At 70.3% G+C, this 14,372-nt stretch carries 14 protein-coding genes; 10 read left to right on the top strand and 4 right to left on the bottom strand.

The window, feature by feature from the left end:
• Positions 1–3 precede the first annotated feature (3 nt).
• A complete protein-coding gene (locus ACTIE5_RS28215; protein WP_439553069.1) occupies positions 4–1,431 on the top strand; it encodes an ATP-binding protein in 1,428 nt (475 codons plus the stop codon).
• A gap of 45 nt (positions 1,432–1,476) precedes the next feature.
• Here ACTIE5_RS28215 and ACTIE5_RS28210 read toward each other — a convergent pair whose 3' ends face one another.
• Positions 1,477–2,526, bottom strand: coding sequence for a calcium-binding protein (locus ACTIE5_RS28210; protein WP_439553068.1), 1,050 nt, complete (start codon positions 2,524–2,526; stop codon positions 1,477–1,479).
• A gap of 286 nt (positions 2,527–2,812) precedes the next feature.
• Here ACTIE5_RS28210 and ACTIE5_RS28205 point away from each other — a divergent pair, with 286 nt between their 5' ends.
• The 7 genes from ACTIE5_RS28205 to rho all read left to right on the top strand — a co-directional run bounded on the left by ACTIE5_RS28205 (position 2,813) and on the right by rho (position 10,839).
• Positions 2,813–3,976 (top strand): hypothetical protein, encoded by a 1,164-nt coding sequence (locus tag ACTIE5_RS28205; RefSeq protein WP_439553067.1) that lies wholly within the window; start codon positions 2,813–2,815, stop codon positions 3,974–3,976.
• A gap of 113 nt (positions 3,977–4,089) precedes the next feature.
• Complete coding sequence (hemH, locus tag ACTIE5_RS28200) at positions 4,090–5,223, top strand: ferrochelatase (RefSeq protein ID WP_439553066.1); 1,134 nt, start codon at positions 4,090–4,092, stop codon at positions 5,221–5,223.
• Positions 5,223–5,894: an HAD family hydrolase gene (locus tag ACTIE5_RS28195; protein ID WP_439553065.1), complete on the top strand. Its 672-nt coding sequence runs from the start codon at positions 5,223–5,225 to the stop codon at positions 5,892–5,894. Before hemH ends, ACTIE5_RS28195 begins: the two co-directional genes overlap by 1 nt.
• A gap of 47 nt (positions 5,895–5,941) precedes the next feature.
• Positions 5,942–6,895 carry a tripartite tricarboxylate transporter substrate binding protein gene (locus tag ACTIE5_RS28190; protein WP_439553064.1) on the top strand — a complete coding sequence of 318 codons (954 nt, stop codon included), beginning with the start codon at positions 5,942–5,944 and terminating at the stop codon, positions 6,893–6,895.
• Positions 6,892–7,344: a protoporphyrinogen oxidase HemJ gene (gene hemJ, locus ACTIE5_RS28185; protein WP_439553063.1), complete on the top strand. Its 453-nt coding sequence runs from the start codon at positions 6,892–6,894 to the stop codon at positions 7,342–7,344. The genes ACTIE5_RS28190 and hemJ overlap by 4 nt, the downstream gene beginning before the upstream one ends.
• Positions 7,345–7,441: 97 nt before the next feature.
• Positions 7,442–9,286, top strand: a complete 1,845-nt coding sequence (locus ACTIE5_RS28180) for an ABC transporter ATP-binding protein/permease (protein ID WP_439553062.1) — start codon at positions 7,442–7,444, stop codon at positions 9,284–9,286.
• A gap of 278 nt (positions 9,287–9,564) precedes the next feature.
• On the top strand, positions 9,565–10,839 hold the full coding sequence (gene rho / locus ACTIE5_RS28175; RefSeq protein WP_439553061.1) for a transcription termination factor Rho: 1,275 nt from the start codon (positions 9,565–9,567) through the stop codon (positions 10,837–10,839).
• A gap of 58 nt (positions 10,840–10,897) precedes the next feature.
• On the opposite strand, the gene ACTIE5_RS28170 is transcribed toward rho, so the two are convergent.
• The gene (locus tag ACTIE5_RS28170) at positions 10,898–11,299 is read right to left on the bottom strand and encodes a hypothetical protein (protein ID WP_439553060.1); all 402 of its coding nucleotides are present in this window, start codon (positions 11,297–11,299) and stop codon (positions 10,898–10,900) included.
• Between the two features lie 90 nt (positions 11,300–11,389).
• Between ACTIE5_RS28170 and ACTIE5_RS28165 the strand changes: the two genes are divergently transcribed.
• Positions 11,390–11,974: an HD domain-containing protein gene (locus ACTIE5_RS28165; RefSeq protein WP_439553059.1), complete on the top strand. Its 585-nt coding sequence runs from the start codon at positions 11,390–11,392 to the stop codon at positions 11,972–11,974.
• Positions 11,971–12,723, top strand: coding sequence for a GNAT family N-acetyltransferase (locus ACTIE5_RS28160; RefSeq protein WP_439553058.1), 753 nt, complete (start codon positions 11,971–11,973; stop codon positions 12,721–12,723). Before ACTIE5_RS28165 ends, ACTIE5_RS28160 begins: the two co-directional genes overlap by 4 nt.
• 98 nt (positions 12,724–12,821) lie before the next feature.
• On the opposite strand, the gene ACTIE5_RS28155 is transcribed toward ACTIE5_RS28160, so the two are convergent.
• Both ACTIE5_RS28155 and ACTIE5_RS28150 read right to left on the bottom strand, forming a co-directional pair.
• On the bottom strand, positions 12,822–13,793 hold the full coding sequence (locus ACTIE5_RS28155) for a quinone oxidoreductase family protein (RefSeq protein ID WP_439553057.1): 972 nt from the start codon (positions 13,791–13,793) through the stop codon (positions 12,822–12,824).
• Positions 13,790–14,299, bottom strand: coding sequence for a methylated-DNA--[protein]-cysteine S-methyltransferase (locus ACTIE5_RS28150; RefSeq protein ID WP_439553056.1), 510 nt, complete (start codon positions 14,297–14,299; stop codon positions 13,790–13,792). Before ACTIE5_RS28150 ends, ACTIE5_RS28155 begins: the two co-directional genes overlap by 4 nt.
• Positions 14,300–14,372 lie beyond the last annotated feature (73 nt).

Raw genomic sequence — 14,372 nt, 5'->3', positions numbered from 1 at the left:
GCCATGCCGCTGTCCATGGGCCGCGTGCTGGCCGCCGCCGGGTTGATCGGCGGCGTGCCGGCCAGCGCCCTGCTGCTGCTGATGGCAGCGGAAGCGCTGGACCCCCTGCCCGGCCTGGCGGCGCTGGGGGCGACGGCGGCGGGGGCCCTCATCCTCGCGCGCATCTGGCTCGGCAACCTCCGCCAATTATCGGAGGCGCTGCGCCAGGCGGCGGATGACCACGGGCAGGTGCCCGCGCTGGAAGGCCCGCTGCTGCTGCCCTCCATCGTCGAGATCGGGGAGACGGCGCGCCGCCTGGCCCGGACGCTGGGCACCCAGGCGGACCAGCTGGCCCGGCTGCGCCAGGCGGATGCGGCCATCATCGAACGCCTGCCGGACCCGCTGGTGGTGCTGGATGAGGGGGGGCAGCCGCTGCGGGCCAATGGCGCGGCGCGGACCCTGTTCGGCGGGACGCAGGGCGGCGACCTGGCCGCCTTGCTGCGCCATCCCTCGCTGGCGGAGGCGGTGGCGGCCGCGCGCGCCGATGGCGGGCCGCGCCGGGCCGACATCGCGCTGCCCGTGCCGGTGGCGCGGGAACTCACGGTCCATGCGGTGCCGCTGGAACCCCCGCTTTCCGATGGCGGGCGCCTGCTGCTGCTGCTGTCGGACCGCACGCGGGACCGGGCGGTGGAACGGATGCGCGCCGATTTCGTCGCCAATGCCAGCCACGAACTCCGCACGCCACTCGCCAGCGTCATCGGCTTCATCGACACGCTGCGCGGCCCGGCGAAGGACGATGCGGAAGCGCAGGCCCGCTTCCTCGGCATCATGGCGGACCAGGCGGACCGGATGCGCCGGCTGATCGACGACCTGCTCGGCCTGTCGCGGATCGAGATCACGGAACACGAGCCGCCGACCGGCCGGGTGGACCTGGCCGCGCTGGCGGCGGCGGAGGCGGAGGCGATGGGCCCGATCCTGGCCCAGCGCGGCGCCACGGTGGCGCTGGCGTTGGCGCCCAGCACGGTGGCGGCGCCGGCCGATGCCGGCCAGATCGGCCAGGTGCTGCGCAACCTGCTGGAGAATGCCGCGCGCTACGGGCGCGAAGGCGGCACCATCCGGCTGGAGGTGGGTCCAGCGGAAAAGGCGGCGGGGGAAAAGGTGGGGGCCGAAAAGGGGGCGGCGGCCCGCTGGCCGGCCCGGCCCGGCGTGGTGCTGGGCGTCACGGATGAAGGGCCCGGCATTCCCCGGCACCACATCCCACGCCTGACGGAGCGCTTCTACCGCGTGGATCGCGGCCGCGGGCGGAATGTCGGCGGCACGGGCCTCGGCCTTGCCATCGTCAAGCACATCGTCAACCGCCACCGCGGCGTGCTGCTGATCGAGAGCGAGGAAGGGGTGGGGTCCAGCTTCCGGGTCTGGCTGCCGGCGGAGGCACAGGCCGGAAACGAATAGGGGGGCCGCGGCGATGCCGCCGCCCCCCGTCTCAGCGCCCCCGTCTCAGACGCTGAAGATGAAGTCGGAAATCGTCAGCCTCATCCCGCCATTGACGCGGACCTCGAAGTCCACATCCCCGTTGCCCGTCACGTCCACCTGATAGGTCAGGAAGCCGGCGCCGACGTCGAAGCGGACCTGCGGCGTGCCGGGGGAGGTGAAGGCCCCCTCACCGATCAGCGTGAGCCCGAAGGTGAAGTCGGCGATGTGGATCTTGTCCACGCCGCGCTGGAAGTCGCGGATCGTGTCGACGTTGCCGGGCGCCGAGTCGGCAATGCCATCGAAGTAGAACACATCCGCGCCGGCACCGCCGAAGAGCTGGTCCGCGCCGTCATCGCCCCGGAGGGTATCGGCACCCTCATCGCCGAACAGCGTATCGGCGCCGCCCATGCCCGTGACGGTGGCGTTGCCGTCGCCGACGATGGAGTCGTTGCCGGCACCGCCATAGAGCTTGTCGGAACCGCCCTCGCCGTGGATGCGGTCATTGCCGCTATCGCCATAGGCCGTGTCGTTATTCGCACCGCCCGCGATGCTGTCGAACCAGTCACCACCGTAGATGAGGTCGTTGCCGGAGCCTGCGTTCAGCGTGTCGTTGCCATCACCGCCGCGAAGCGTATCGGCGCCTGCGGCGCCCGTGAGGACGTCATTGGCGGCCTCGCCGTCCATGCGGTCATTGCCATCGCCGCCGTTCATCGAATCGGCGCCGGCGCCGCCGAACATGGCGTCGTTGCCATCGTCGCCGGCCATGGAGTCCGCGCCGTCCCCGCCGAAGAGACGGTCATCGCCGCCCTCACCGGAAATGGAGTCGTCGCCGGCCTCGCCGCGCATGGAGTCGTTTCCCAGGCCGCCGGCGAGGACATCGTTGCCAAGGCCGCCGAAGATCTGGTCGTTGCCGATGCCGCCCTGGATGATGTCGTCGTCTTCAAAGCCGAAGATCTGCTGCGCGAAGCTCGCGCCAAAGAGGGTGTTGGCGCCGGAGGTGCCGAGAAGTCGCGGAAGCGTGGCCATGGTTACGGCGTCCGTTTGTTGCGTTGGTACGACCACCGTAACAAGCACACTAAAAATTTACAAATCTGCTCCACATCCTGGACGCATCCCGAAAAAATCATCCGGATGACTGCACGGCAACATCGCCGCCCCCCCCTTCCCAGCCCCTGGGGGCGAGCGTGAAGGGAGACGCCGCCCCAGGCGCTGACAAATCCGCTGGACATTATTGCATACAATAGTCGATACCGATCGCGCCGCCTCACGCTTGCGTGATCAACGGCACTGAACCCTTCGCCGCCGGGGCGTTACCGCCTCAGGCCCTTCCAGGTCCGCCTCCCCGTCCACGGAGTTTCGCGTGATCCCTCATCAGCCCCCGCTTCAGCCCCTCTTCCAGTCCTTCTTCCTGGGCGGGTTCGAATGCTCGACCCACCGCAACATGTCCCGCCGGCGGCTCGACATGATCGCCGCCACCCGCCACGACCTGCTGGCGCGGGAGGATTACGCGCAACTGGCCGAACACGGCATCCGCGCGGCGCGGGACGGGGTGCGCTGGCATCTGGTCGAGACCTCCCCGGGCCATTACGACTGGTCCGCGGTCCTGCCGCTGATCCGGGCCGCGGAGCAGGCGGGCACGCAGGTGATCTGGGACCTCTGCCATTACGGCTGGCCGGATGACCTCGACGTCTTCTCCCCCGCCTTCGTCGATCGCTTCGCCCGCTACGCCGCCGCCTTCGCCCGGCTGCACCGGGAGGAGACGGGCCGCGCCCCCTTCGCCTGCCCGGTGAACGAGATCAGCTTCCTGGCCTTCGCCGGTGGCGACATGGCGCGCTGTTCGCCGCATGCGACCGGCCGCGGCATGGATCTGAAGCGCAACCTGGCCCGCGCCGCCATCGCCGGCACGCGGGCGGTGCGGGAGGCGACGCCGGGGGCGCGCTTCGCCGCCGTCGATCCCGTCATCAACATCGTGCCGCGGGAGGATGCGGAGGCCGAGGAGGTCGCGCGCCACAATGCCAGCCAGTGGCAGTCCTGGGACATGCTGTGCGGGCGGGAGGAACCGGGGCTCGGCGGGTCGGAGGACATCCTGGATGTCGTCGGCGTGAACTACTACTGGAACAACCAGTGGCTGCATCACGCGGAACCGCTGAGCGTCTTCGACAGCGCCCGCTTCCGCCCCTTCCGGGATCTGCTGGCCGATACCGCCCGCCGCTACGCGCCGCGCGGCATCTTCGTGGCGGAGACGAGCATCGAGGGCGCGCCCCGCGCCCCCTGGCTGCGCTACGTGGCGGAGGAGACGATGGCGGCGCGCCTGGCGGGGCTGCCGGTGCATGGCGTCTGTCTCTACCCCGTCATCTCCCATATGGGGTGGGATGAGGATCGCTACTGCCCGAACGGGTTGTTCGAACTGACGCCGCGCCATGGGCGGCGGGAAGTCCACCGCCCGCTGGCGGAGGAGCTGGCCCGGCTGCAGGCGGCCTTCCGCGCCCAGGGGGTGGAGCCGGCGCGCAGCGCGGCCGGCTGACGCCCGCAGGCGGGGCGATTCCGGGCCGGAATCGCCCCCTTTCGCGCTTTCATCGCTTTCCCGGCGAAGCGTGGCCTTGACCCCGGGCCGCGACGTGGCATGTCCCGCGCACCATGGATCTTCCCAGCCCTTCCCTGCCCGTCCCGACCGCCACCGGCGCGCGTCGCCGCGTGGCGGTCGTGCTGTTCAACCTTGGCGGGCCCGACGCGCCGGAGAGCATCCGCCCCTTCCTGGTCAACCTATTCACCGATCCCGCCATCCTGCGGGTGCCGGGCTTCGTGCGCCCCTGGCTCGGCCGCATCATCGCCTGGCGGCGGACCAAGCCGGCGACGGAGAACTACGCCATCCTAGGCGGCAAATCCCCGCTGCGGGAGCTGACGGAGGAGCAGGCCGCGGCGCTGGAGGCCCTGCTGCGCCAGGACACGACGACCGAGACCAAGTGCTTCGTCGCCATGCGCTACTGGCACCCGATGAGCGACGAGACGGCGCGGGCCGTGAAGGAATGGGCACCGGACGAGGTGCTGCTGCTGCCGCTCTATCCGCAGTTCTCCACCACCACCACGGGCAGCAGCGCCATCGACTGGGCGCGGGCCGCGGCGCGGGCGAAGCTCGACGTGCCGACCACCACGCTGTGCTGCTTCCACTCCCACCCCGGCTTCGCCAAGGCCACCGCCGCGCTGGTGCGGGGCGCCTGGGACAAGGCGCGGGCGGATCTGGACCCCGCCATCCCGCTCCGCGTGCTGTTCAGCGCCCATGGGCTGCCGGAGAGCATCGTGAAGTCGGGCGACCCCTACCAGTGGCAGGTGGAGCAGACCGTCGCCTCCGTGATGGCGCATCTGGACCTGCCCGGCCTCGACCACGTGGTCTGCTTCCAGTCCCGCGTCACGCCGCAGAAATGGATCGGCCCCTCGACCGAGGATGAGCTGGAACGGGCGGGGCATGACAAGGTGGCGGTGCTGGTGGTGCCGATCGCCTTCACCTCCGAGCATTCGGAGACGCTGGTCGAGCTGGATGTCGAGTACCGGGAGGAGGCCGAGAAGCTCGGCGTCCCCGGCTACTACCGGGCGCCGGCGCAGAATTCGGACCCCGCCTTCATCGCCGCCCTGGCCGATTTGGTCAGCCACGCCAGGGGCAGCGGGCGGAACCTTTGTTCCTTCGCCGGGCCCCGGCAATGCCCGAAGCAGCACGGGGATTGCCCCCATGCGACGCTGATGGCCGCCATGCAGCGCGCCCGGGAACGCGCGTGATGCAACGCCCTGCCGCCGTGCTGTTCGATTGCGACGGCGTGCTGGCGGATACCGAGGCGATGCATAACCGCATCATGGCCGAGGAAATCAGCGCGCTCGGCTGGGAAATGACGCCCGAGGAGTGCGAGCGTCACTTCATGGGCCTGTCCTGGGAAGCGATCGTGCCCCGGGTTCAGCAGCGGCTCGGCCCGGATTCGGTGCCGGGGGACTTCATCCAGGGCGTGGTGCGCCGGGTGCTACACGAACTGCATTCGGAAGTCGTGCCGGTGCCGGGCGTGCTGGCGGCACTGCAGAAAATCATCGCGGCCGGCATCCCGGTGGCGGTGGCGAGCAACTCCTCCCGCCCCGAACTCAACACCAAGCTGGCGGGGCTCGGCCTGGCGGAGATCTTCCGCGGCCGGTCCTTCACCTACAACGACGTGCCGAACCCGAAGCCGGCGCCCGACATGTACCGCGCCGCCGCCGCCGCCTGCGGGGTGGACCCGCATGATTGCGTGGTGGTGGAGGACAGCGTGACGGGCGCGCGCGCCGGCCGGGCCGCGGGCTGCCGGGTGCTGGGCTTCGCGCACCCCACGCCGGCCGCCGCCCTGCAGGCCGTGGGGGCCGAGACTTTCCTCAGTATGGCGGAACTGCCTGGGCTGCTCGGGCTGGAGCCGTCGGGGCAGGGCTGACGCTGTCTGCCGAGGGCTGATAGCCTTCGCGCGGGGAGGATCGGCACATGCGGTTCATGCGATTCATCGGCGCGGCGCTTCTGGCGCTGGCAGCCGGCACGGCGACGGCGCAGGAGTTTCCGTCGCGGCCGATCACGCTGATCGTCGGCTATCCCCCTGGCGGCAATACGGATCTGATGGCGCGGGCCTTGCAGCCGGAACTGTCCCGCGCGCTCGGCCAGACGGTGGTGGTGCAGAATCGCGGCGGCGCGGCGGGCACGATCGGCGCGGCGGAAGCGGCGCGGGCCCGGCCGGATGGGCTGACGCTGCTGTTCAGCCCCAACAACCCCATCACGGCCCAGCCCCACCAGGTGGCGCTGAGCTACGGCATGGACAGCTTCCGCTTCCTCTGCCTGGTCTATGACAACCCGCAGGTCGTCGTGCTGGGCCGGCAGGCGCCCTTCACGGACCTGGCCGGCATGGTCGCCTTCGGGCGGCGGGAGAAGGAGGCACTGATCTTCGGCTCCCCCGGCCAGGGCAGCACCCAGCACATCCTGACCGCCGCCCTGCTGAAGGCGAACGGGATCGAGGGGCTGCACGTGCCCTTCACCGGCGCCGGGCCGATGGCGCAGGCGGCACTCGGCGGGCAGATCCACATGTTCATCGAAAGCGGCTCCATCCCCGCCGCCACGGGCCTGCCCGTGCTGGGCGTGCTGGCGCGGGAGAGGCTGGCGGGCCTGCCCGCCGTGCCGACGCTGGCGGAACTCGGCCAGCCGCTGGAAGGAAGCTCCCATGGCGGCATCCTGGCGCCCGCCGGCATCCCGGACGCCGCCGCCGCGGTGCTGGAACGCGCCTGCGCCACGGCGGTGGGGGCGGAAAGCTTCCGGACGGCGGCGGAACGGCTGAACGCCATCCCGCTGCACCTGAACGGCGCCGCCTTCCGCGACCGCTTCGCGGCCGAAAGCACCATGAACGCCACCGTGCTGCGCGACCTGGGCCTGGCGCGCGAGGGGACAAGATGACGATGGACTTCCTGGCGCCTGCCTATGTGTGGATCAAGTCGCTGCACCTGATCTCCGTCATCGCCTGGATGGCGGGGCTGTTCTACCTGCCAAGGCTGTTCATCTACCACATGCAGGTGGCGCCGGAGGATGTGCGGTCCCAGACCTTCAAGGTGATGGAGCGCCGGCTGCTCAAGGCCATCATGAACCCCGCCATGATCGCCACCTGGGCGTTCGGCCTGCTGCTGGTGCTGACGCCGGGGGTGGTGGATTGGACGGCGGGGTGGTGGCACCTGAAATTCGCCTCCGTCCTGGTGATGACCTGGTTCCACATGGATCTGGGGCGCGCACGCCGAGCCTTCGAGCGCGACGAGCGCCCGCGGACGGAACGCGGCTGGCGAATGCTGAATGAGGTGCCGACGGTGCTGATGATCCTCATCGTCTTCATGGTGATCGCGAAGCCGTTCTGATCGGTGGGCGGATGGGCTGCGGCCCGGCCTCAGTTCAAGATTGCTTGCTCACGATCTATTGTATACGAATTAGGCTCCTGCTGGGGGAGGGGCCTGGATGGCGGTGGAAACCGACGGCGCGCTGCGGGACACCTGGCGCCTGGCGCGCGGCTGGTATCGCGCGGCGCCGGCCACGGCCTGGGGCCTGACCGCCGCGGCGGTGGCGCTGACCTTGCTGCAGATCGCACTGTCCTATGCCTTCAGCGACTGGCAGCGCGATGCCTTCGACGCGCTGGACCAGCGCGATGCGGCCGCCTTCCAGGGCCAGCTCTGGTGGTTCGTGGCGCTGACATTGCTCAGCATGGCGGTGGCAGTCGGGCGGCTCTGGGCGCGGCAGGTGCTGGCCTTCCTGTGGCGGCGCTGGCTGGTGCTGAAGCTGCAGGGCGCGATGCTGACAGACCATCGGCACTACCGGATGGAGATGGGGGAGGGGGCCGCCGACAACCCGGACCAGCGGATCGGGGAGAATACGCGCTGGGCCACCATCATGACCGTCGACCTGGCGCTGGGGCTGCTGCACAGCGTGGCGCTGTTCGCCTGCTTCGCCGGGCTGCTGTGGCACCTGTCCGGCACGCTGGCGGTGACGGTCGGCGGCACCACCATCGGCGTGCCGGGCAGCATGGTGATCGCGGCCGCGATCTATTCGGGGCTCGGGGCGCTGGTGGTGTGGCGGGTCGGGCGAGCCATGCCGAGCATCCACCTCGACCGCAACAAGGCGGAGGCTGACCACCGCTTCGCCTTGCTGCGCATCCGCGAATATGGGGAGGGCATCGCCCTGATCCGCGGCGCGGCGGATGAGGAACGCGGCCTGGCCCGCGCCTATGCCGGCGTGGAGGCCGCCATGCTGCGGCTGCTGCGGAGCGAGCGGCAGCTGATGTGGCTGGGCGCGGGCTACATGGCGGTGGCCGGCGTGCTGCCGCTGCTGCTGGGCGCGCCGCGCTTCTTCGCGGGCGCCATCACGCTCGGCATGCTGATGCAGATGACGCAGGCCTTCGTGGAGGTGACGCGCGCGCTGTCCTGGTTCGTGGAGAACTGGCCGCGGCTGGCGGATTGGCGCAGCCATGTGGCGCGGGTGGTGGAGTTGGAGCAGGCCTGCGAGGCGGCGGATGGGGCCGGACCAGGGGAGGGCGCCCAAGCGGGCATCGCCATCGCGCCCGGGCCGATGCTGGTTCTGTCGGGCCTCAGCCTGGGCACCGCCTGCGGCCGCGCCTTGGTGCTGGACGCCGAGATCACCCTGCGGCCCGGCGAGCGCGTGCTGGTGACGGGGGAGAGCGGCAGCGGGAAATCGACGCTGTTCCGTGCCATCGCGGGCATCTGGCCCTGGGGCCGGGGCAGCATCGCCGTGCCGGACCGCGCGACGACTCTGTTCATGCCCCAGCGCCCCTACCTGCCACTCGGCAGCCTGCGGGCGGCACTGGCCTATCCCGCCGCGGCCGATGCCTTCGGGACGGCGGAGGCCGCCGAGGCGCTGCGCCGCTGCCGCCTGGGCGCGCTGGTCCCGCAGATCGACACCGTGGCGCGGTGGGACCGCGTGCTGTCGCTGGGGGAGCAGCAGCGCCTCGGCTTCGCGCGGCTGCTGCTGCACCGGCCGCGCTGGGTCTTCATGGATGAGGCGACCTCCGCCCTGGACGAGGCCAACCAGGCCGCCATGTTCGCGCTGTTCGAGGCGGAGCTGGCCGGCGCGGCGCTGCTGTCGATCGGCCACCGGCCGGGGCTCGACCGGTATCACGATCGCGTGCTGGCGCTGCTGCCAGGCCCGGGCGGGGCCAGGCTGGAACGGGTGGCGCCGGCGGCGAGCCTGTGGCCGGTGGAGGCGTTCAGGCGAGGCGGGGCGTGGGATGGGGTCTCAGCCGCGGGGCGAAACCCCTTGAATGTACGTCGCCGCCTTCCATCTGCTGGTTGACGGGGGCTGTTCACCTCCTTAGGGTCGAATCGCCTTCCGGCAATCGGTCGTGCGTTGCCCCCTTCTTCCTGGCGGTTCCCCGGTTCGGGTTCCAGGCGGTCGGTGCGGCGCTGCCGGTCCCTCCCTCCCCAAGCTCCCTGGTCACCGCGACAAAGCCCGAGAACGGGGCGCGCGGCGGGCAAAGGGCACGGTGATGTTGGCCTTCCGGCCACGCTGCCCGCCCGCTCCGCCTCTGCCAGGGGTCGCCTGATCTCCCTTACCGCGGGACGCGTCCGCCCATGCATCTTTCCGAACTCAAGGCCAAGCCACCGGCCGACCTGCTCGCCTTCGCCGAGTCGCTGCAGATCGAGAACGCGTCGTCACTGCGCAAGCAGGACATCATGTTCGCGATCCTCAAGACCCTCGCGGAGAATGAGCAGGCGATCTACGGCGATGGCACGCTGGAGATCCTGCCGGACGGCTTCGGCTTCCTGCGCAGCCCGCAGGCGAACTTCCTGCCGGGGCCGGACGACATCTACGTCTCCCCCGCCCAGGTCCGCCGCTTCGGCCTGCGGACCGGCGATACGGTGGAAGGCCAGATCCGCGCACCGAAGGATGGGGAGCGGTACTTCGCCCTCCTCAAGGTCGATACGATCAACTTCGAGCCGCCCGAGGCCCTGCGGCACCGCATCAACTTCGACAACCTGACGCCGCTGTATCCGACGCGGCGCCTCAAGATGGAAAACCCGGACGCCGAAGCGGTGGCGAAGGGGCCGACCAAGGACTACACGCACCGCGTCATCGACCTGGTGGCGCCCATCGGCATGGGCCAGCGCGCGCTGATCGTCGCGCCGCCGCGCACCGGCAAGACGGTGATGCTGCAGAACATCGCCAAATCCATCACCGCCAATCACCCCGACGTCTTCCTCATCGTGCTGCTGATCGATGAGCGGCCGGAGGAAGTGACGGACATGGCCCGTACCGTGCGGGGCGAGGTCGTGGCCTCCACCTTCGACGAGCCGGCGACCCGCCACGTGCAGGTGACGGAGATGGTGCTCGAGAAGGCGAAGCGCCTGGTGGAGCACAAGCGGGATGTCGTGATCCTGCTCGACTCGATCACGCGGCTCGGCCGCGCCTACAACTCCGTCGTGCCGTCCTCCGGCAAGGTGCTGACGGGCGGCGTGGATGCGAATGCGCTGCAGCGGCCGAAGCGCTTCTTCGGCGCGGCGCGCAACATCGAGGAAGGCGGTTCGCTGACCATCATCGCCACCGCGCTGATCGATACCGGCAGCCGCATGGACGAGGTGATCTTCGAAGAGTTCAAGGGCACCGGCAACAGCGAGCTGATCCTGGACCGCAAGCTGTCGGACAAGCGCACCTTCCCCGCCATCGACATCACCAAGTCGGGCACGCGGAAGGAAGAGCTTCTCGTCGATCGCGGCACACTGTCCAAGATGTGGGTGCTGCGCCGGATCCTGAACCCGATGGGCACGCAGGATTCGATGGAGTTCCTGCTGGACAAGCTGAAGTACAGCAAGACCAACCAGGATTTCTTCGACGCGATGAATACCTGAGGAAACGCGGGCGGCGAGGGCTTCGGCCCCGTCGCCCAACTGTCCTACCGCGGCCATCCTACCGCGGCAGCGGTTCTAGCATCCGCAGCGCACGCCGCGCCTGCCTCGCGGCGGCTTCCTCATCCAGCGATTCCAGCGCCTGCAGGGCGCGACCCACGGGCCGCAAGGCGGCGGCGGGGCGATGGCTGCCGGCCTCCACGGCGATGACCAGGGCATCGCGCGCAACCTCCAGCGCCGCGCCCGCCACGATGGCGCGCCGCATCGGACGGTTGATTCCCGTCACCCCCATATCGTCGGCACAGCGCGGGCAGAGCACGGCAAGGGCGAAGCGCAATTGCTCCTCCGCCCGGGTCACGGGACTGGCTCCGGCCGCGGCGGGGTTCGCCAGCAGGAGGAGGCCGAGCAGGGCAAGGGAGGCCGGGACCGCGAGGCGGGGGGCGCCCCGGATCGCTCGCCTCATCGATCGCTGCATTCCTGCCTCCGCCAGACACCACGCTGACGCCAGGCCAGCCGCGGCGCATGATGGCGCCGGAAGGACACCGAGACACCCATGGACACCATCCCGATGCGGGACCCCGAACGCCCCGAGGCGCGCCTGCTGCGCGCCGCCACCTTCGCCGCCCGCGTCCACGCCACGCACAAGCGCAAGGGCGCCTCCGCCGAGCCCTATGTGAACCATGTGCTGGAGGTCGCCGCCATCCTGGCCGCGCATGGCGCGCCGGAGGAGGCGGTCCTGGCCGGGCTGCTGCACGACACGGTCGAGGACAGCGACAAGGACCCCGACCCCATCACGCATGAGCGCCTGGTGGCAGAATTCGGCGAGGTGGTCGCGGGCGTCGTGGCCGAGGCGACGGATGACAAATCCCTGCCGAAGGAGGTCCGCAAGGCCTTGCAGGTGCGACTTGCGCCGAAGAAGACCGATGCGGCGAAGATGCTGAAGCTGGCGGACAAGATTTCCAACCTCCGTGCCATCGCCGCCAGTCCGCCAGCGGGGTGGGACCATGCCAGGCGGCTGGAATACATCGGCTGGGCCGGGCGGGTAGCGGCGGGGCTGCGGGGGGTGAACCCGGCCCTCGATGTGTTGTTCGAGGTGACCTACCGGGAAGCCGTGGCCAGGCTGGCGCAAGAGGCATGAGCGTGACTGAGTTTCCGGGCGTCCTCGCCATCGAACAGGCGACGCTGACGGCGGTGCCGGCGCCGAAGCTGATATTCGACGGGCCTTTCGTGGTGCGCCGCTACCTCGGCGGCACGGGAAGGGCGAATGCGGCCTGCCCGATGGACCCGCGGCCCGATCCGGGGCTGGCGGCGCGGATCGATCGCATCGAGGCCTTCTATGCCCGCATGGGCCAGGTCTGCCGCTTCCGCTCCACGCCGCTCGACCCCACGGGGATGGTGCGGATGCTGGAGGCGCGGGGCTACCGGCGCCATGACGAGAGCCAGGTGATCGCGGGGCCCCTGACGGATTTCGCCAAGACCGATCCGGCCGTGGAGATCCTCTCCGGTCCGGAGGATCGCTGGATGGTGGTGGTGGCGACGGCGGAGCATCAATCCCCGGCGAGGCGGGCGGAGAAGGCGGGGATGGCCGGTCTGCTGGCCGTACCCGCGGCCTGGGTGTTGCTGCATGAGGATGGCGTGCCGGCGGCCACCGCCTTCGTCACCGCCGATGGTCCCCTGGCTGGTCTGTTCGACCTGTCCGTCCGCCCGGAGTTCCGCCGGCGCGGCCTCGGCCAGCGGGTGATGGCCGCCGCCGGCGCCTGGGCTGCCGCGCAGGGCGCCAGCTGGGCCTATGCCCAGGTCGCCTGCACCAACAGGGCCTCACTGACGCTCAATGCCGGCCTCGGCCTGATCGAGCGCTACCGCTACGTCTACCTGCTGAAAGACTGAAGGCGGGGCCCGGGGGCCGCCACGGCCCCCGGCGGGGGTTACGGGGGCAGAGCCCCCGTCCTTTTCCACCGGGGAGGGGCAGAGCCCCCGTATCTTCCTTATGGGAGGAGCACCGTGCTCCCCGTCGTCTTCCGCGCCTCGAGCGCCCGGTGGGCTTCCGCCGCATCCTTCAGCGCGAAGCTCTGGTTCACCCGGATCTTCACCGCGCCCTTGGCGACGACGTCGAACAGCGCCGCCGCATGGGCTTCCAGGTCTTCCCGCTTGGACGTGTAGGTCGCGAGTGTCGGGCGCGTGAGGTAGAGCGAGCCCTTGGCGGCGAGGATGCCGATATCGGTCGTCACGGGGCCGGAGGCGTTGCCGTAGGAGACCATCATCCCGTAGGGCGCCAGGCAGTCGAGCGAGGTGGTGAAGGTATCGCGGCCGACGCTGTCGAAGACGACGGGCAGCATGGCGCCGCCGGTGATCTCCTTGACCTTGGCGGGCAGGCCTTCGATGCCGACCACGACGTGGTCCGCGCCATGGGCGCGGGAGAGTTCGGCCTTCTCCTCCGTGCTGACGCAGCCGATGACGGTGGCGCCGAGGTGCTTGGCCCATTGCGTCATGATGAGGCCGACGCCGCCGGCGGCGGCATGGACCAGGATGGTCTGGCCGGGCTGCACCTTATAGGTGCGGGTCAGCAGGAAGCCCGCCGTCATGCCCTGGAGCATCATGGCGGCGGCCTGATCGAAGCCGATGGCCTCCGGCACCTTCACCAGGCGGTCGGCCTTGATGGTGCGGGCCTCCGCATAGGCGCCGATGGGGGCCGTGGCGTAGGCGACGCGGTCGCCAGGGGCGACGTTGGTGACGCCTTCGCCGATGGCCTCGACGATGCCGGAGGCTTCCATGCCGATGGTGGCGGGCAGGGCGGGCGCCTTGTAGAGGCCAGTGCGGAAGTAGACGTCGATGTAGTTCAGGCCGACGGCCTTGTGGCGGACCAGCGCCTCACCGGCCTTGGGCGAGGGGAGGGGGACATCCTCCCAGACCATCTTCTCGGGGCCGCCATATTCATGGACGCGGATGGCATGGTTCATCGGGGGGTGGTCCCTGGGGATGAGGGGAAGAGTTCGGCCTGGGGGCCGTTGGGAGTGGTGGTCGCGCGCCGCTCCAGATCGAGCAGCACGCGCTTGGTGGAAGCACCGTCACCGCCGGAATAGCCGCCGAGCCTTCCGGCCGCGGCAACCACGCGATGACAGGGGATGACGATCGGTATCGGGTTGGCGCCATTCGCCTGTCCGATGGCGCGGGCGGAAGAACCTAGTGACTGGGCGAGGTCACCATAGGACCGTGTCTCGCCGGGGGGAATGGCGCGCAGCGCGTCCCAGACCCGACGCTGGAAGGCGGAACCGAAGGGGGAGAGCGGCAGGTCGAAGGTCATGCGCTTGCCGTCGAAATAGTCCTGCAGCTGGGCGACGGCTTCGACCAGCAGGGGCGTTCGGTCCTGGTCGCGGCCGCGGCCCCAGTCGAGCGCGACGATGGCGCCTTCATCTTCCGAGAAGGTGACGTCGCCAACGGGGGTGAGGCAGGAGAGTTGGGGCATCGCATCCGTCCAGGGCGCGCCATGCGCCACATTCCCGCCCCACTCGTCAAGCCGGGGGTAGTAAGCGCCGTTG

The organism is Falsiroseomonas sp. (assembly GCF_051859025.1).
GTDB lineage: Bacteria > Pseudomonadota > Alphaproteobacteria > Acetobacterales > Acetobacteraceae > Falsiroseomonas.
The sequence above is the reverse complement of the archived record's forward strand: the minus strand, read 5'-3'. Positions and strand labels throughout refer to the sequence as shown.